Source organism: Tenacibaculum sp. Ill, assembly GCF_051938915.1.
Taxonomy (GTDB): Bacteria; Bacteroidota; Bacteroidia; order Flavobacteriales; family Flavobacteriaceae; genus Polaribacter; species Polaribacter larymnensis.
In genome coordinates this window covers 259,579-277,318 of sequence record NZ_JBPSCW010000002.1, presented here as the reverse complement: position 1 = coordinate 277,318, position 17,740 = coordinate 259,579, and the positions used below count along the sequence as shown (strand labels likewise).

General features: G+C 32.1%; 19 protein-coding genes. 12 read left to right on the top strand and 7 right to left on the bottom strand.

Annotated elements, in window-relative coordinates; all coding sequences use genetic code 11:
* The first annotated feature begins 153 nt into the window (after positions 1–153).
* From ACTPNM_RS01360 to ACTPNM_RS01305, 12 genes are all read left to right on the top strand, one after another.
* On the top strand, positions 154–2,817 hold the full coding sequence (locus ACTPNM_RS01360; RefSeq protein ID WP_440120289.1) for an HNH endonuclease: 2,664 nt from the start codon (positions 154–156) through the stop codon (positions 2,815–2,817).
* 5 nt (positions 2,818–2,822) lie between these two features.
* On the top strand, positions 2,823–3,248 hold the full coding sequence (locus tag ACTPNM_RS01355) for an SMI1/KNR4 family protein (protein WP_253055538.1): 426 nt from the start codon (positions 2,823–2,825) through the stop codon (positions 3,246–3,248).
* A gap of 305 nt (positions 3,249–3,553) precedes the next feature.
* The gene (locus tag ACTPNM_RS01350) at positions 3,554–3,985 is read left to right on the top strand and encodes a TIGR02594 family protein (RefSeq protein WP_440120288.1); all 432 of its coding nucleotides are present in this window, start codon (positions 3,554–3,556) and stop codon (positions 3,983–3,985) included.
* Positions 3,978–4,406: a phage holin family protein gene (locus ACTPNM_RS01345; RefSeq protein WP_440120287.1), complete on the top strand. Its 429-nt coding sequence runs from the start codon at positions 3,978–3,980 to the stop codon at positions 4,404–4,406. The genes ACTPNM_RS01350 and ACTPNM_RS01345 overlap by 8 nt, the downstream gene beginning before the upstream one ends.
* Before the next feature lie 69 nt (positions 4,407–4,475).
* Positions 4,476–5,633, top strand: a complete 1,158-nt coding sequence (locus ACTPNM_RS01340; protein ID WP_440120286.1) for a hypothetical protein — start codon at positions 4,476–4,478, stop codon at positions 5,631–5,633.
* 7 nt (positions 5,634–5,640) lie between these two features.
* Positions 5,641–5,787: a hypothetical protein gene (locus ACTPNM_RS01335; RefSeq protein WP_440120285.1), complete on the top strand. Its 147-nt coding sequence runs from the start codon at positions 5,641–5,643 to the stop codon at positions 5,785–5,787.
* Between the two features lie 79 nt (positions 5,788–5,866).
* A complete protein-coding gene (locus ACTPNM_RS01330) occupies positions 5,867–6,694 on the top strand; it encodes a hypothetical protein (protein WP_440120284.1) in 828 nt (275 codons plus the stop codon).
* 100 nt (positions 6,695–6,794) lie between these two features.
* Complete coding sequence (locus ACTPNM_RS01325; RefSeq protein WP_440120283.1) at positions 6,795–8,060, top strand: hypothetical protein; 1,266 nt, start codon at positions 6,795–6,797, stop codon at positions 8,058–8,060.
* Positions 8,061–8,275: 215 nt separating this feature from the next.
* Positions 8,276–8,875, top strand: coding sequence for a hypothetical protein (locus ACTPNM_RS01320; RefSeq protein ID WP_440120282.1), 600 nt, complete (start codon positions 8,276–8,278; stop codon positions 8,873–8,875).
* Positions 8,876–9,018: 143 nt separating this feature from the next.
* On the top strand, positions 9,019–9,864 hold the full coding sequence (locus ACTPNM_RS01315; RefSeq protein WP_440120281.1) for a helix-turn-helix domain-containing protein: 846 nt from the start codon (positions 9,019–9,021) through the stop codon (positions 9,862–9,864).
* A 396-nt stretch (positions 9,865–10,260) separates the two neighbouring features.
* Entirely contained in the window at positions 10,261–10,818 is a 558-nt protein-coding gene (locus ACTPNM_RS01310; protein WP_440120280.1) for a carboxymuconolactone decarboxylase family protein, read from the top strand.
* 103 nt (positions 10,819–10,921) lie between these two features.
* The gene (locus tag ACTPNM_RS01305) at positions 10,922–11,284 is read left to right on the top strand and encodes a cupredoxin domain-containing protein (protein ID WP_440120279.1); all 363 of its coding nucleotides are present in this window, start codon (positions 10,922–10,924) and stop codon (positions 11,282–11,284) included.
* A gap of 78 nt (positions 11,285–11,362) precedes the next feature.
* On the opposite strand, the gene ACTPNM_RS01300 is transcribed toward ACTPNM_RS01305, so the two are convergent.
* The 7 genes from ACTPNM_RS01300 to ACTPNM_RS01270 form a co-directional block, all read right to left on the bottom strand.
* A complete protein-coding gene (locus tag ACTPNM_RS01300; RefSeq protein WP_440120278.1) occupies positions 11,363–12,418 on the bottom strand; it encodes a class I SAM-dependent methyltransferase in 1,056 nt (351 codons plus the stop codon).
* 199 nt (positions 12,419–12,617) lie between these two features.
* Complete coding sequence (locus tag ACTPNM_RS01295) at positions 12,618–13,040, bottom strand: hypothetical protein (protein WP_440120277.1); 423 nt, start codon at positions 13,038–13,040, stop codon at positions 12,618–12,620.
* A gap of 16 nt (positions 13,041–13,056) precedes the next feature.
* Complete coding sequence (locus ACTPNM_RS01290) at positions 13,057–13,275, bottom strand: PLD nuclease N-terminal domain-containing protein (RefSeq protein ID WP_440120276.1); 219 nt, start codon at positions 13,273–13,275, stop codon at positions 13,057–13,059.
* A gap of 102 nt (positions 13,276–13,377) precedes the next feature.
* A complete protein-coding gene (locus ACTPNM_RS01285) occupies positions 13,378–14,670 on the bottom strand; it encodes an aminopeptidase P family protein (RefSeq protein ID WP_440120275.1) in 1,293 nt (430 codons plus the stop codon).
* Between the two features lie 73 nt (positions 14,671–14,743).
* Entirely contained in the window at positions 14,744–15,328 is a 585-nt protein-coding gene (locus ACTPNM_RS01280) for a Crp/Fnr family transcriptional regulator (protein WP_124587983.1), read from the bottom strand.
* An 82-nt stretch (positions 15,329–15,410) separates the two neighbouring features.
* Positions 15,411–16,190, bottom strand: coding sequence for a DUF4382 domain-containing protein (locus ACTPNM_RS01275; RefSeq protein ID WP_440120274.1), 780 nt, complete (start codon positions 16,188–16,190; stop codon positions 15,411–15,413).
* A 124-nt stretch (positions 16,191–16,314) separates the two neighbouring features.
* Positions 16,315–17,634 (bottom strand): DEAD/DEAH box helicase, encoded by a 1,320-nt coding sequence (locus ACTPNM_RS01270; protein ID WP_440120273.1) that lies wholly within the window; start codon positions 17,632–17,634, stop codon positions 16,315–16,317.
* Positions 17,635–17,740: the final 106 nt, after the last annotated feature.

The window sequence follows — 17,740 nt, the reverse complement described above, 5'->3', positions numbered from 1 at the left end:
TGTTTGTTAAACAAACATTTTTCTATACACACAGTCACAAACCTTACCCAAAAAAATCAGTAAAACTTATTGTATTTGTTAGTTCCTTCCTCTTTTTGAGAAGAGGAGGGCTGGGTGAGGTTTGTTTTTTATTAATCATAAAAAATAAAAAATATGCATGCTCATGAATATGGAAGCAAACATTTTAAACACAAAACCAATTTTAAAGATTTGGTCGTGTTTTCAGATGTTCAGCAACAAAAAATAAAAGAAACAGCAGTTCCAAGCCCCAATATATATGTAGAAATAGAAAAAGGAGTAATTACTTCAGATAAATGGTTACTTCATTTTAATAGTCGATTGTCTGGTGAATATGGAGATTTTTTTCTAGAAAATAATCCTCCTTATGGGCAAATTAATAAACTAGAATATGAAGAAAATGATGAAAACTTTGCATTTATTCAAAATACCATTGTTGATTTTCAAAACGGAACATTGCCTTATTATAAAATTAATGAGAAGTTTTATATCCAACTTGATAATAGTATCGATTTAGAGGAGGTAATTGTAAATGCAAATCCATCGCCAACACCTAGAAAGGTAAAAAGTATCGAGTATGACGCTTTTACCACCTTGTTTATTTCTGAAGATGGAGCGCAATTATTACAAGCTTATGAAGCCATACAAAGTGTAAGTGCACACGAGGTAGTTATTTTTATTGAGCGTAGCTCGGGAAGTAACCTTTTCGGAACAGTGTTCAGAATAAAAAAAGGGAAAAATGTAAGTTCTCTTATAGAAACGAACAGAATTCGCATTGCAGAAATTACCAGAGCTTATGGGGTAGATGTTTTTACGAACGAGCTAAGTAAAATGCTGGAACAAGAACTTAAAAAGAAAGAAGAAAGCGATTTTTACTTGGTCTTGGCAAAAGGTGGGCAAGTGGTGCGTTGGGGAGCGGATGTCACCTTAAATAATTTGTCTAAATTTCTAAGAAATATAGGTAAAGAAATTGATGAGTTAAAATTTGGGGAAAACTATTGGAAAACAACGGTAGACGGAAAAGAGAACTCAAAATACAATCCGTTATTACCCAAGCTTAATATTAATGAGAGTTTTTCTTCCGAGGAATTGGCAAATTCAATTTATAAAAATTATGTAGTTCACATTGAAGCCCCTATTGTAACGTTTGCAGAGCGATTTAATAAACATTGGTTGTTTAAAGAGCTTATGCCTTTTAAAAGTGAACGTATTACCAAGTTGTTTAAGCAAGTACCAGGTATACTTAAAGAGTTTTTAGATGGTGTAAAAGAAAACGCACAAAACACCTACAATTTTATTAACGGATTGTTAGTAGGGCTTATTAATAGTATAATTGACTTCTTTAAATCTATCTTTGATATTTTAGCTATTTTGGTAGATGTTTTAAACGGCGTTATCCAAACAGGAAAGTTCTTTGAAAAACCAGGTCATTACCTACGTTTATTAGCAGAAGGCTTTGAAAACCTTATCGATTTAGTACTCAGTACTTTTACATTAGCAAACCTAAAAGCGTGGATGCAGTTTTTAATAGAAATGCCTATAATAACTGCTAAACTATTAATAGTTTTATTAGCTAAGGCATCTAATACAAAAATCAAGATAGATACAGGTGCTTTAGGGTATTATATAGGTTTTATTGTTGGTTTTATCGCTTCAGAAGTAGTACAATTTATTGCCACTGGAGGAACAGCTAATATAGCCAAAGCAACCAAAGCAGTATTAAAATCGTATCAAGAGTTAGCGAATGTAGTAGCTAAAAAAGTGGTAAAAACAGCAGAAATAACAGTAGATGTAGTTTTAGCTGCGATTAGAAAGCTTAAAGAATTTGCTAAAAACTTTGCGAAACATTTAGATGATCTTAAAAAATGGATTAGTGAGTTGGTTGTTAAGTTGGTAAACGTGGCTAATCAATTATTTAAAGGGTTTGAAGCTGTTTTAGAATTATTGTATGATTTAGGAGTTGTTGTTTTTGAGAAACTAGACCCTAACACGGGAAAAGTTTTAGTAAGCCCTGACGGAGTTATTTATACTATAAAACAAGGAGATAAAACCATTTTAGAAGGGACTGAAGATGCTATTCGAAAATTTGCTCAAAAGATTGATGAAATTCGTTCTAGTGGTGGGAATAGTAAAAAGAAAGTTCAAAATTATTTGGATGAGTTGGCTGATAGCTTGAATGTAAAGCATAAAGATTTTCTTGAAACCAATGGTTTAAGGATTGAAAAACCGACAAGAGCTAGAAATAACCTTCAACTTTTAGATAAAAATGGAGATGTTTATTTTTATGGAAAGCCAGAGGAGGTAGATGAATATATTCGATTAACAACTAGAACTAATACAGAAAAAATTGCAGATTATAAAAAAGTAATTGAATATTTTGATTCGAGTACTGCTAAATACAGGAGAGAAAAAATTTGGGATAATGGTGCTGCTTTGAAGTTTAGTGAACATAATACCCCTCCTTTAAGCGTTGATTTTAAACATACACCTCAATTTCTTTATGGGAAAAAGAATGGAAAACCAGGAGTTGTTAAAATTAAATTAACGGGAAATGATTTAATTGACTTTAAAATGGCTTTTAAAAAAGCAGGCATATCAGATGATTTGGCTAAAAACCTTAAGGAAGACTATGTTTGGCATCATTTGGATGATTTTGACCCTGTTACTGGAGAATGCTCTATGCAGTTGGTTAACAGGAAAGTACATGAGTTTTCTTGTCCGCATATTGGAGGAGGTGGACTCTACAAAGCCTTTATGGGTATAGGGTATCCTAATAGAAAAATTAATTTTAGTTTATAATAAAGATGAAAAAAATAACATTAAATAATAGTAAGAATTCTTTAACGAATTTAGAGATTGAGAATTTCGAAAAGAAAAACAATTTTACTTTTCCTGTATCCTATAAAAAATTTTTATTAATAGGAAATGGAGGAGTACCAAAAGAAAATATTTTTTGGGATGGGGAAATAGAGAGTGATGTATCATTTTTTTACTCACTTATATATGGAAGTAATAATATTGAAAGTGTTTTAGAAAATCTTCACAGAGAAGATGCTCTACCTAAGACATTTTTCCCGTTTGCAAGTACTGGAGGAGGAAGTATATATGCTTTTTCAATGAGAGAAGATAGTTTTGAGGAGGTTTATTTGTTTCATTTTGATGGTTCAGAACCTTTAAAGTTGTGTAACACATTTAAAGAATTTATAAATAACCTTGAAGAAGATGAATAAAGAGTGAATTATCTCAAAACCGCCTAAAATTTTAGGCGGTTTTTTTATGTAAAAAGTTATAGGGAATTTTCAAGAACACCCTAAATTAAAACATAATGCAAAATATTTGTAATTTGTTTTGTTTTAATTGTAATATGTTGTATATTTGTCTTGCTTTTCTAACAGTTCATTGTTATTTATTAATCTTTAATGTAAGCAGAAACGAAAAAAAGTTATGATTAACCCCTTTCAGGTCTAGAAAAAGAAAAAGAATCAACAACTTACAAGTTTTGTCTGCAAGCGCTTTAAAAAAATTAAACATTTGTATGAATAATTTAATATCAGTAGCGTTATCGCAATACGGAGTCAAAGAGGTGAAAGGCTCAAAAGATCATCCTCAAATTGTAAACTATTTTACTTCATTAGGTTTTGATGGAGGAAAATTTAAAGATGAAACTGCTTGGTGCAGTGCCTTTGCAAATTGGGTAGCTAAAAAAGCAGGTTATGAATACACAAACCAGCTAACAGCACGCAGTTGGTTGTCGGTAGGAGACTCTACTACAAAACCAGAACCAGGAGATGTGGTGGTTTTATGGAGAGAAAATCCTAATAGTTGGAAAGGACATGTTGGGTTCTTAATTAAAGAAACCCGACGATATGTATACCTATTAGGAGGTAATCAAGGAAATAGTGTAAGTATTAAAGCATATCCTAAAAACAGGGTATTAGACTTTAGAAAACTAAAAAAGAATGGATAAATTTTCGCATTTCATTTTTTGGTTGCTTGCTTTACTGTCGCCTTTAAATGGAGTGTTAACTACCATGATGTTACTAATAGTAGTTGATTTTATTACAGGAGCTTATGCCTCTTTAAAATTACAAATACCTATAAAAAGCGAACGAATTGGACATACCATTTCTAAGTTTGTTATTTATAATTTGGTAATTATATCAGCTTATTTTTTAGAAAAACACATTGTAAATGAAGTTCCTTTTTTAAAAATAATAGCAGGATTTATAGCTATTACCGAAACAAAGTCAATTTTAGAAAACTACAACAAAATTTATGGAGTAAACCCCTTTAAAGCATTGCACAGTTTGTTAAAACAAGCGGATATGCAAAGTACCTTAGAGCAAACAACCGAAAAACAAAAAAACAACGACAAAGAAAAAGTTTAGTCGCTAACACTCTTTTTAGCGACTCTTTTTTATCAAAAACAAATTTAAAAACGATAAAAAAGAACAAAAATGAAACAAAACAAAGAAACATTAAAACAGTTTTTTGAAACAGGCGATAAACCTACTCAAGAACAGTATTCCGATTTAATTGATAGTTATATCGACGCCAAACAACCAGAAGGAGAGGCAAACCGCAGGTTTGTAATTGACGAAACAGGAGAAGTAAGTGTAGCTTCTGAACAGCAAGTTCCAACTTACCAAGCAGGAACTAATATTATGATTGATGAAACAGATCCAGATAGACCTATAATAAATGCTGATACAAGCAACCTAGTACCATATACAGGAGCTACACAAGATGTTGACTTAGGAGAACATGTATTAAAAGTTGGAAAAGAAATAACTATACCTAATAAAGCTAAGTATGAAACATATTTATTAGATGATTCTAATAGACCTATTTTTAGAAATATTAAATCTATATGGAATGGTTTTTCTTATATACCTGTAAGTTCAGCTTTAGGTTTTGGCTTTAAATCTTTGGAAGAAGCACACGGTCTTGAGTTAACAGGTTTTGGAGATAACACTTTAAGATATAATAATGGTAGTTATAATGTTGGAGTAGGGACTACTTCTTTGTCTTTTAATACTTCTGATCATAATACTGGAGTAGGTTATTATACATTAAGGTTTAATGAAGGTATATATAATACTGCAGTTGGAGCAGGAGCAGCTGATAGTTTTAATGGTTTATATCTTCAAAGAAAAGTTTTTAGCAATACGGATGTAAATATTGTTACAAACAGAATTACCTTACCTAGTCATAATTTAGGTCCAAATAATAAAGTTATCCTACTCAAATATAAAAAGACAAGTGGTGCTAATATTAATGGGTTTATAGGTTCTGGAATACAGCAATATAAAATTATAGATAGTGATACAATTGAAGCCTTTAATTTTGAATTGTCAGGGACAAACTCAACAGGTACCCATACCTTTGAGTTTCAAGAAGTATTTAATAATACAACTGTTTTAGGAGCTAGAGCAAAAGCATCAAAGTCAAATCAAGTTGTTTTAGGTGGTCCTGGAACTCAAGAGGTTACAACGCAAGGAGATTATATAAGTACAATGCCATCTAGAGGAATGGTATTAACGACTCCTGATGGTACAAAACAATATCGTATTAGTATTGATGACTCAGGAAACATTGTAACTTCTTTAATTTAGATGAATAATGGATAAAGAGCAAAAAGAAGCACTTACATTTTTAATAAAAAGTATAGAATATGCACAAAGTAAAGGGGTTTTTAGTTTATTAGAAGCTAATACAGCATTAAACTCCATAAACATATTAATGCCTTTCTTGGAGGAAAAAGAATAAAAGTCTAGCCACTAACAAATACAGTTTTTAGCGGCTCTTTTTTATCAAAAAAAAATAAAAACGATAAAAAAGAACAAAAATGAAACAAAACAAAGAAACCTTAAAGCAATTTTTTGAAACAGGCGATAAACCTACTCAAGAGCAGTATTCTAATTTAATTGATAGTTATATTGATGCCAAACAACCAGAAGGAGAAGCAAACCGAAGGTTTGTAATTGATAAAACAGGAGAAGTAAGTGTAGCTTCTGAACAACAAGTGCCAACATATAAAGCAGGTGCAAATATTACACTAGATAATTCAGATTACTTAAACCCTGTGATTAGTGCGAATATAAGTGGTTTAGAATTCGTTAGTCAGAGTCCTGGTAGAAGGGGGTGGAGATTAATAGGTCGGGATGAGACAAAAGATGGTCAAGTAGGTTACCTATCTGTCGACTTCTCATATTCTACTTTTTTTGAATATAGTAAAGGAGCTTCAGGTATGTATTCATTTACAACAGGTCAAGATGTTACTGCTTTAGGAAACAATTCATTTTCTACGGGTATTTCAAATTTTTCAAAAAGTTTTGCTGAAACATCAGTAGGGCATTATGGTACTTCATATGAAGGAAATGGTTCTTTAATAGTACCAATTGATAGGTTGTTCAATGTAGGAAACGGTATAGATACAAGTAATAGAAACGATGCTTTTACAATTTTGAAAAGAGGAGATGTAGGTATTGGGATTGATAATTTTGAAGCCAATACCACAGGGGAAAAATTACAGGTAAACGGAGTTATAAAAGCAGAGAAAATTAATTTTACAGGGTTACCTACTTATGCAGATGATGCTTCAGCAGGAACAGGAGGATTAATAACTGGAGACTGTTATAAAACTTCTACTGGAGAATTGAGAATTAAATTATAAATTTTAGAAACAAACAAAAAGTCTAGCCCCTAACAAAAACAGTTTTTAGCGGCTCTTTTTTATCAAAAAAACAATTTAAAAACGATAAAAAAGAACAAAAATGAAACAAAACAAAGAAACCTTAAAGCAATTTTTTGAAACAGGTGACAAACCAACTCAACAACAATATGCCGATTTAATTGATAGCTATATCGATGCAAAACAACCTGAAGGAGAGGTAAACCGTAGGTTTGTCATTGATGAAACAGGAGAGGTAAGTGTAGCTTCTGAACAGCAAGTACCTGAATATACATTATCTCCCATTTCTGGAACTAATACGGTTGATTTATTAAAAGACGGGGTAAGTGTTTCACAAATTGATTTAACACCGTATTTAGACAATACAAATTTAGCGCGATTAGTATCAGGAACTGTTGATGCTAATGGGGTAGCCACTTTTACACGAGATGATAACTCAACATTTACAGTAGATTTAAGTAATTTGAAAGACAACCCTACCTTACAAAATGCGACTGATAATGGAAATGCAACAACAAATGAAATTAAGTTAATTAATACTAAAACAGATAATTACCTAAATCTATCGTCATCTAAATTGACAGTAGATAGTGCAAGTGCTACTTCTCCCTATAGAAAATCAGAATTAAATAGTAAATCTTTAAGACTTTATAGAGAAAACAATCATGTAACATTGAGTTGTAGTTCTAGCTTAGCATCAGATAAATCAGTTTACTTAGATAATGTAGCTCATTTAAATGATATTCCACAAATACAAGCAGGTTCAAACATTACGATTGATAACACAGATCCATTACAACCCGTAATTAATGCGACAGCAGGCAGCGGAGGAACTACAGATTTATCATACGATGTAGCAACGAGAACGGTAGCGTCTAGTTCAGGAACAGGTGCAGTTTTACCTCTAGCAGATGCTACTAATGCTGGATTACAAAAAGCGAATTTTTATGAAGAAGGTACTTTTACACCTGCTTTGGAAGACGCTAATGGAGCGTCTACATATAGTTCTTCTATTGATGCAAGGTTTAAAAGGGTTGGGAATATTGTTCAGTTCAGTATATTTTTTAATGGAATAACTACAAATGTAACTCCTTCAGGTTCTTTAAAAATAACAGGAATGCCTTTTTCAGCAGAAACAGCCCCTATGGGAACTACAATTAGTTTTAATAGAATGTTAGGTTCTGATTCGTCACAAACACCTAATTCGGGATATGTAGGGAACACAACTCTGTATCTAAGAGATCAACCAATAGGAGCTACTTTAGATTCAGGTTATATAGCACCAACTTTTACAACAGGTGTTTTTGCATTAACAGGAACATACACAACAAACGTATACACCCCATAACCCAAAACAAAGTCTAACCACTAACATTCGTTTTCAGAGGTTCTTTTTCTAGTAAATTTTAGTGTTTTGTGTCATTTCGACAAGGTACGAGGAGAAATCTCATTTTTAAGAGGTTTCTCGTCACTCATTCTTCGTTCTTTGGACTGACAAACATTTTTCTAATACCAGTTATGATTTCAAGTTGTAAATGGTATAAACGCTAAAACAAAAACATCATGAATTTTTTTAACTATAAAACCGATAGGTTGCTATTGGGTGTCATTATAGTGCTGTTATTTGTCAATCTTTTTAACAAAAGAAATCAAAAAGTAGCACCTCAAGAACCTAAAATAACCGTGATAAAAGACACGGTTTGGCAAACCAAAATAGATACGTTTAAAGTACAAACCATTAAATACAAAAAAGTATATGTGCATAAAAATGATGTAACCAATGTTGTAAAAGACACCATTTTTATCAAAGACACTACCGACTATGTAGCCGCAAAAATATACCGAGATACCTTAAAGAATGCCGATATAGAAATTTATAACTACGATTTGGTAAAAGGAAAATTGTTAGATAGTCAGTTATCGTATAAACTCAAAGTACCACGAGAAATAACCATTACCAAAACGATTGAGTATCCAAAAACCTACAGAAGTGGCTTGTATCTCTTTACCGAGATAGGAGGAAATCCACAAACCTTTGACAACCTTAGTTTCGGATTACAATACAACCGAAAAGGAAAATGGTTTGCTAGTTACCGACTCAATATTAACCAAGGTAATCAACCTACCCATAATGTAGGTGTAGGGTATCGATTGTTGAATTAAAAGAATTAATATTCAATCATAGAAGTTAAAAATTCGTTTTAAAACCCGAATTATCAGTTATTCGGATTTTAAAACGAATTTTAAGTTTTAAAAACTTGTCAGTTCTTCCTATTTTTTTCGACAAACGATAAAACTATGTATAAATGGCGGTACAAGATATTCAAAACTATTCCTATCAAAATATTTTTTCGTTACAAACAGTTCAGTTTGAAGAATTATGTGTGGTAAACTCACCACAGCAAATAGATCAATACAAGGTGTTTTGGATAAAAGAAGGAACAGGTAGGTATAATATCGATTTTAAAAGCTATTCTTTTGAAGATGGAGTATTGTTTTTTTTATCACCAGGACAGGTATTTTCAGTAGATTCAGAAAAAATTAAAGAAGCTTATCAACTTAGTTTTACTAGAGATTTTTATTGTATTCAAACGCACGATGCTGAGGTGTCATGTAATGGAGTGTTGTTTAATAATATATATGAAACCCCTTTTGTAGTACCTTCAGAAAAAGAAACACAAAAATTAGATTTTATTCTTCAAAACCTAATAGAAGAGTTTGAGTTAGAAGAAACAGCCCAATACGATATGTTGCAATCGCTTTTAAAGCAGTTTATTGTATATTCTGTACGTATAAAAAAAGAAAAAGATGTTGTAAAAGAGAGTGTAGAAACCAAGCTTTTTAAAGATTTTAGCCTATTGGTAGAGCAAAATTTTAAAAAGATACACCGAGTTACAGGGTATGCTTATCGGTTAGGTTTATCACCAAAATCACTAACAAAACACCTTCAAAAAATAGGAACGGAAACTCCAAGCGACTTTATAAAAAACAGAATTATTACCGAAGCAAAAAGATTGCTACTCTATACTGATAATTCTATTAAAGAAGTTGCTTTTGATTTAGGATTCAATGATCCTGCATACTTTTCTCGATTTTTTACAAAATCTACAGGGCAATCGCCAAAACAATTTAAAAGAAGCTATAGCTTATAAAAGAAAAAACCACGCAACGCGTGGTAAACTACACAACTAATAAAGTTTTTTGTTACACTAATACAAACAACCTTTTTTCGACGAGATAAAAGTACTACAGTAAACATGTTAATGCGTTACCTGTACTTTATGAAACCGTGAATAAAAAGCTAGCTTTTTGTAAGAAAATTGTTAGCAAAACAGTATGTCCAAGTTTTAAGAACCTTTGTCCATTTTTTAAGGTCTATTCCTGTCGCACCTTTGTACCAGAATTCAAAAACAACGAATTATGAGAACAGAAATTAACCAATGCCCAAATTGTTGGGGATACCAAGAATACGACGAGCAGTTTCCAGAAAGAGAATTATGTAACTGCGAAAAAATAAACTAAAAATAGAATCTTAAAATAGTAAAATTATGAGTACAAGAATTGAAACGTTGAATCCAGAAACCACAACAGGAAAATCAAAAGAATTGTTTGATGCAGTTCAAAATAAGTTAGGATTTATTCCAAACCTAATTAAAGTAATGGGGAATTCACCAGCACTTTTGCAAAGCTATTTAAGCTTAGGAGAATTAAACGGAGGTGGAAACTTTTCAAACAAGTTTAGAGAGCAATTAGCTTTAGTTATTGCAGAAGAAAATGAATGTAACTATTGTTTATCTGCACACACAGCTATAGGAAAAAATAATGGTTTATCAGAAGAAGAAATTGAACAAAACAGACAAGCTGAGGCTTCTGATGCTAAAACCAAAGCAGGTTTAAAATTTGCACAAAGTGTTACAAAAAACAAAGGAAATGTGAGTTCAGCAGAAATAGCTGAGGTAAAAGCAGCAGGATATAACGACGGAGATATTTTAGAAATCGTATTAAATGTTGTTGCAAATACCTTAACAAATTATGTAAACCACATAGCAGAAACCGAAGTTGATTTTCCAAAAGTAGAAGCAGGAAAAATTAAACAAAACGCATAAAAAACGAATAGCTCTTGTGGCCTTATTTTCAAAGTGTAGTTACGGGGTTTTAGGTTACAGAGCTATTCATCTATAAAAAGTAAAACCATAAAAATCAATAAAAATGAAAAAAGTAGTAGCTATTTTAGTATTATTAGTAGGATTTGCATTTACAGCAAATGCACAAAAAGCAAAAACCATTTCTTTAGAACAAACAAAAGGAAAATTCACTCAAAAATCGTTAACCATTTCAGAAGGAACTTATGTTTTTGAAATTTCAAACAAGAATGTAGGACATGATGTAGGTTTTGTATTAGCGCCAAAGGGAAAAACAGATGAAAAGCATCATATAAAAAATGCATACGTAACATCTTTGGTAAAAAACAATAGTAAGTCAAGCTCTAAGAAAGTAACCTTAACAAAAGGAGAGTACGTTTACTTTTGCCCGTTGAATCCAACACCTCAATACACTTTAACGGTGAAGTAATAATTAAAATTTGATTAATAATTTTAAAGAGCCCTAAATAAGGGCTCTTTTATGTTTTTTAATAATGAAATAGTATTATTAAGGTCTGGCTTCTAAAATAAGGTTAAAAGGATTTTGTGTTGCTAGCCTAAATTGAGTAAATCCTCCTCTTGTAGCAACATCTTCTAATCTTTTTTGTCCTGCTTGAGCTCCAAGCGCAAGTCCAACTTCCTGATTTAAAGAACATGGAGTGCAAATAGTGGTTGAAAAAGCATAAAAAGCACGTCCAACAGGGTTTAAGTTATCTTTTAATTCGTCATTAGCAAAAGGTTCAACAATCATACAAGTTCCATCTGGTTTTAAAGCACTTTTTACATGTCTACAAGCGCCTACAGGATCTCCCATATCGTGTAAACAATCAAAAAAACAGATAAGGTCATAATCCTTTCCAGGAAAATCTTTAGCAGTAGCTACTTGAAAAGAAATATTATCAACTCCGGCTTCTTTAGCTTTTTCTGTTGCTTTTTTTATAGATTCATCATGAAAATCGTATCCAACAAAAGTAGAATTTGGAAAAGCCTTTGCCATTATAATTGTTGAAGCAGCATGACCACATCCAATATCGGCAACTTTAGCACCTTTTTTTAACTTTTCTACCACACCGTCCAATTCTGGAAGCCAGTTATTAACCAAGTTGCCTTCATAAGAAGGACTAAAGAATTTTTCGGTACCACAAAACAAACAAGTGCTATGATCTCCCCAAGAAATTCCTTCTCCAGTTTTAAAAGCTTCTTCTACTTTGGGTTCGTCATGATATACAGAAGAAACAGCGTAAAACCCACCAGTCATAAAAACAGGGCTTTTATTATTACCAAAAACAGCAGTTTGTTCAGGTGTCATGTAAAATTTATTACTGTCAGAATCATATTCTACATATCCAGATGCAGCTTGAGTGGCTAACCATTCCCTTACATATCTTTCAGAAGTATTTGTTTTTGCGGCTAATTCACCAGAAGATAAAGAATCAGATTCAGAGAGAGATTTGTACAATCCAAGTTTGTCACCAATGGTAACAAGAGGTCCATTAGCAGCGGCTCCCATTTCAGTAACCACTTTGCCTAATAAATCGTGTAATTTAGTTTCGTTTAGTTCCATAATTAACAGTTTAGTTATTCTTAAATCAGCTAATGAGCATCAATATGTTAATTATAAAAAGTACAGAAAGACAGTTGAGAGACTCATTAGTTACATGAGGGAGAAGAGCCTAAGTAAATATTTTAATTTGAAATAAACAAAGGAAAACCCCGCTAAGCAACAGGGTTTTTTTACTGTTTTTAATAAAAAGAGATTTTATTTATTCAACACGTGAAAACATGCTTCCTAGTCCGTCGTAATTATTATCGGAAATCTCTAAGACGTTAGGTTTTGTAACTCTAATGATTCCTGACAGTATAATTCCAGAAATTTGTTGGTCGCCAGATAGTTGTATAAACCTTTCTTCTTTATTTGAATAAATAGCTTTTTTCATTGTTATAGTATAGGTACCTTTTAAAGTTTCTTTACCATCTTCAAAAATTGAAAACTGATAGTTTTTTTCTAAGGTAACTTGTACTTTTTTACCAAGTGACTCAGGAGTTTTATGAATGTGGTTTCCAAAACCACCATCGGTATTGGTCCAATTCCAAGTTCCGACCAAATCGGAATTATCAAATTTGTTTATTTGGCTAGAAGCACATGAAATTAATGCGAAAGCGAATATGTAAAGTAGGTTTTTCATCGTGAAGGGTTTTTGTTTACTTTTTTATCTTTTGTTCTCTTCCAATTAGAAAATATAAAACAGCACCAAAAAAGTTAGCTAATAAAACAACGAGAATCCAAACAATTTTATTGTTTCCTTTAAACTCACTTTTTAAAATATCAACAAGAGCAATAATTGTTGGAATAATTCCAATTAAAATAATTAAGATTAAAATTAGTTGCCATACTCCAATCATTTCTAAATAAGTCATCATCATAACAATTTTTAAACACTAAAAATACTAAAAAACAAAAACGTCATTAAAATTTCCAAAAAAAGGAGTTTTAATGACGTTTTAAAAGTATGGGAAATGATACTATTTATTCATAATATCTTCTATTTCGTCAGCTTCAATAGGTATGTTGCGCATTAAGTTGAATGGCTCACCTGTTTCTTGAACAACAACATCATCCTCTAAACGAATACCAAAACCTTCATCAGGAATATAAATACCAGGTTCAACTGTAAATACTTGGTTTGCTTGCATTGGCTCATGTAACAGTCCGTAGTCATGCGTATCTAGCCCCATGTGGTGAGAAGTACCATGCATAAAATACTTTTTATATGCTGGCCAGTTTGGGTCTTCGTTTTGAACATCTGCTTTGTCTAATAACCCTAAACCTAATAATTCCGAAGTCATTAATTTACCAACTTCAACATGATACTCAGCCCAAAGAGTTCCTGGAACTAACATTTTTGTCGCGTCATTTTTTACACGATTTACAGCATTATATACCTCTTTTTGTCTGTCTGTAAAACGCCCAGAAACAGGAATTGTACGAGACATATCTGATGAATAGTTAGCGTACTCAGCACCAACATCCATTAAAATTAAATCACCAGCTTTACATTGTTGGTTGTTTTCAATATAGTGTAACACGTTTGCATTGTTACCTGAAGCAATAATAGGAGTATAAGCGAATTTCTTAGATCGATTTCTGATGAATTCGTGAATGTATTCTGCTTCAATTTCGTATTCCCAAACACCTGGTTTTACGAAATCTAAAACGCGTCTAAAACCTTTTTCAGTAATATCACAAGCCTTTTGAATTAAATCAATTTCAATTTGATCTTTTACAGAACGTAAACGTTGTAAAATAGGATTGCTTTTTGCTACTGAATGTGCAGGGTATTTGTTTAATAACCATTTTGTAAAACGAGCTTCACGAGTTTCAGTTTCAATATTTGCACGATAGTGCTCGTTGGTATTAATATAAACGGTATCGGCTAAAGCCATCATTTCAGCTAATACTTTTTCTAAATCTTGTAGCCAATGTACGTTTTTAATCCCACTAGTTTCTAAAGCCTTTTCTTTGGTTAGTTTTTCACCTTCCCAAACAGCAATATGCTCATTAGTTTCACGTAAAAATAGTACTTCACGTAAATTTTCTTTCGGAGAATCAGGAAATAAAATTAAGATACTTTCTTCTTGATCAACACCACTTAAAAAGAAAATATCACGATGTTGCTCAAAAGGTAAAGTGCTATCAGCACTTACAGGGTAAATATCGTTTGAGTTAAAAATTGCTAAACTATTATGCTTCATTTGAGTCATAAAGTTCTTGCGATTTTTTATAAATAATTGACTGTTTATTGCGTCGTACTTCATAATGATTCAATTAAATTGATAAGATTCCCTCAAAAATACGGAAAGAAACTGTGCAAATATTAGCCATTTGGCGCTAATTTATATTTTTTCGAATTCTACTCATATGTCGAGTAGAAATTCCTAAAAATGAAGCCAAATAATGTAGTGGAACTTCTTGAAGTAATTTGGGTTCATTTACGAGTAGCTTTTTATAACGTTCTTCAGGAGTTAAAGTCAACAAATCAATACGGTAATCATCAATTAAAAAAATTTGATTTTCTATAAAGTTGTAATAAAATTGATGAAAAGCTTTGTTATTTTTCATTAAGTGTTTAAAGTCATTAATTTTTAGCCCCCAAAGTTTACAGGCACTTAATGCTTTTATGTTTTTTGGTGAAGGAGTTTGTTGTAAAAAACTTTTTAAAGAAGAAGCAAAGCCATTTCTTAAAGCTAAATAGGTGGTTTTTTCTTGTCCAGAAACGGTAACAGCGTATTGTAAAATACCACTTTCTACAAAACAGAAATACCGACAAGCTTCTCCTTTTTTGACTAAAAATTCATTTTTTGATAAGGAAAACTCTTTAAAACAGTCAATAATTTCTGGAATTAACGTGTTTAAGTTTTCATCATTTATGATGTTTTGTATGCGCTGTGTAATAGCTTTTTTAGAAGCGTCCATTTATGGAAATAAATTTTAGCTTAAAAGTATAAAAAAAGGATGCTTTTTACAGCATCCTTTTTAATAATTTATGTTGAGTGAGTTATTCTAACTCAACCGTCCCCATATCTGTATTTTCTCCTAATACTACAGTAACTTCTTCAACTGTTTTAGCAGTTAATCCAGAAGCTTCATCAGGAGTAAAAGTTACGCTATAAGTACCAGCAGGTACTCCGTGTAACATAAATTTACCTTCTTCATTTGTTAAAGTAGTGATAGCCTCTTCGGTACCAGAAACAGCACTAACCTCTACTTGATATTCAAATGGGTTTACCATTCCAGAAATAGCACCAGAAGCAGCTTCAGTAGTTACTCTAATAGTTGGCTTTAGGCTGTAATCACCAGTACCTTCAACTACGATTGACTTATCAACCATAAAGTCTAAGATAAACGTGTACTTTACACCACCTACTAAATCTTGGTGTACGTTTAATTTTAATCCTGATTGTTGTGCGCTTGGGGTTGCTAATGGATACGTTTCTCCATCTACTACAATAGAATTGTTTTCACCTAAAACTAAACGAATTTGCCCAATTTTACCAGCAGGAATTTCAGTGTCTACTAATAAAGCGTCAATTCCACCTGTTAACTCAAGTAAGTTGTATACTTGTGGAGTAACGTTTCCAAGGCTTTGCCAACCATTTTCTTCGTCTCCGGCGTTAATCATAACATCCTGTACGTCGATGTTTACTTCATCGTAATCTCCAGGTGCATCTACTAAGCGAACTGCTACTTGAGACGTTTGGGGATCGTCACTAGAACAGCTAACAAATGCGGTAAAAAAAGTTGCTAATGCAACTAGTAATAAAACATGTTTTTTCATAATTATTGGTTTTTGTAATACACAATAAATATAACAATATTTATACCAAAATATTGTTTCACTTAGTGAGTAAAGTGTCAAAAACACTGATAATTAAACAGATAAAATGTTATTTTGTTAACTCTTAAGATGGTTTGTTGTTATTCCTTCTATTACGGTTATTTCGTTTTCTAGGTGTATGTTTTTTTGAACTTTCTGTTGAGGTTTTTTTGTTTTTTTTCTTTGGATTAGAAGATGTTTTAAACGGTTTTTTAGCAGGTTTATTTTTAGGTTGCTGCTTTGGTCGTTCAGTTTTAACTTCATTTTTTATAGTAGATAAATCAAACCCTTCTAACTCGGAAATAGTGATTTTTTGTCCTAATAACTTCTCAATACTTTTTAAGTAAGTTTCTTCTTCTTGAGCTACTAATGAAATAGCTTCTCCACTAGCACCTGCTCTTCCTGTTCTACCAATTCGGTGTACATAATCTTCAGGAACGTTTGGAAGTTCAAAATTAATAACATGTGGTAGTAATGGAATATCTAATCCACGTGCAGCAATATCAGTAGCTACCAAAACACGGATAGAGTTGTCTTTAAAACCTTTTAAGGCTTTAGTTCTTGCTCCTTGACTTTTGTTTCCGTGAATAGCGGCGGCAGAAATTCCTCTTTTAATTAGTTTTTCAGTCAATCTATTAGCACCATGTTTAGTTCGAGTAAAAATTAAGACTTGGCTCCAATTTCCTTTTGAAATTAATTGACCAACTAATTCGGTTTTCTTGCTTTTCGGAACTTTGTAAAGTTTCTGATTTACTTTTTCAGCAGTCGTATTTTCAGGAGCTGCTTCAACCATTACAGGATTGTGTAAAATACCTTGCGCTAATTTTTTTATTTCTTTTGAAAAAGTAGCTGAAAACAATAAGTTTTGACGTTTTTGAGGTAAAAAAGAGATGATTTTTTTAATATCTCGTAAAAACCCCATGTCGAGCATTCTGTCTGCTTCATCTAAAACTAAAACATCTACACGTTTTAAAGAAAGTTGATTTTGTTCGTGTAAATCTATTAATCTACCAGGCGTAGCTACCAAAACATCAATTCCGTTTTTAAGTGTTGCTATTTGTGAACTAGGTTTTACCCCGCCAAAAATAGCGGTAGATTTAATATTTAAATGTGTACTGTATTCGCGCACATTATCATATACCTGTGCAGCTAACTCTCTTGTAGGTGTTAGTACCAATGCTTTGATTGGACGATATTTTGGATTCTTTTTTTCTGATATGTTTTGTAAAATAGGCAAGGTAAACCCTGCTGTTTTACCTGTTCCGGTTTGTGCAGAAGCTAATACGTCTTTGCCTTCTAAAATAACTGGAATTGCTTTTTCTTGAATAGGAGAGGGGGTTTCATACCCTTTTTCGGTTACAGCTTTCACTAAAGCTTTTGATAAACCTAACGATGTAAATGTCATATATAATTCTTCAGTAGTATCTAAAGAAAATACTACTATGAGCCAACAAAGGTACTGCTATTTTATTGGGCTTCGGCTATAAATAAAAAAGACGCCTTATTTAGAC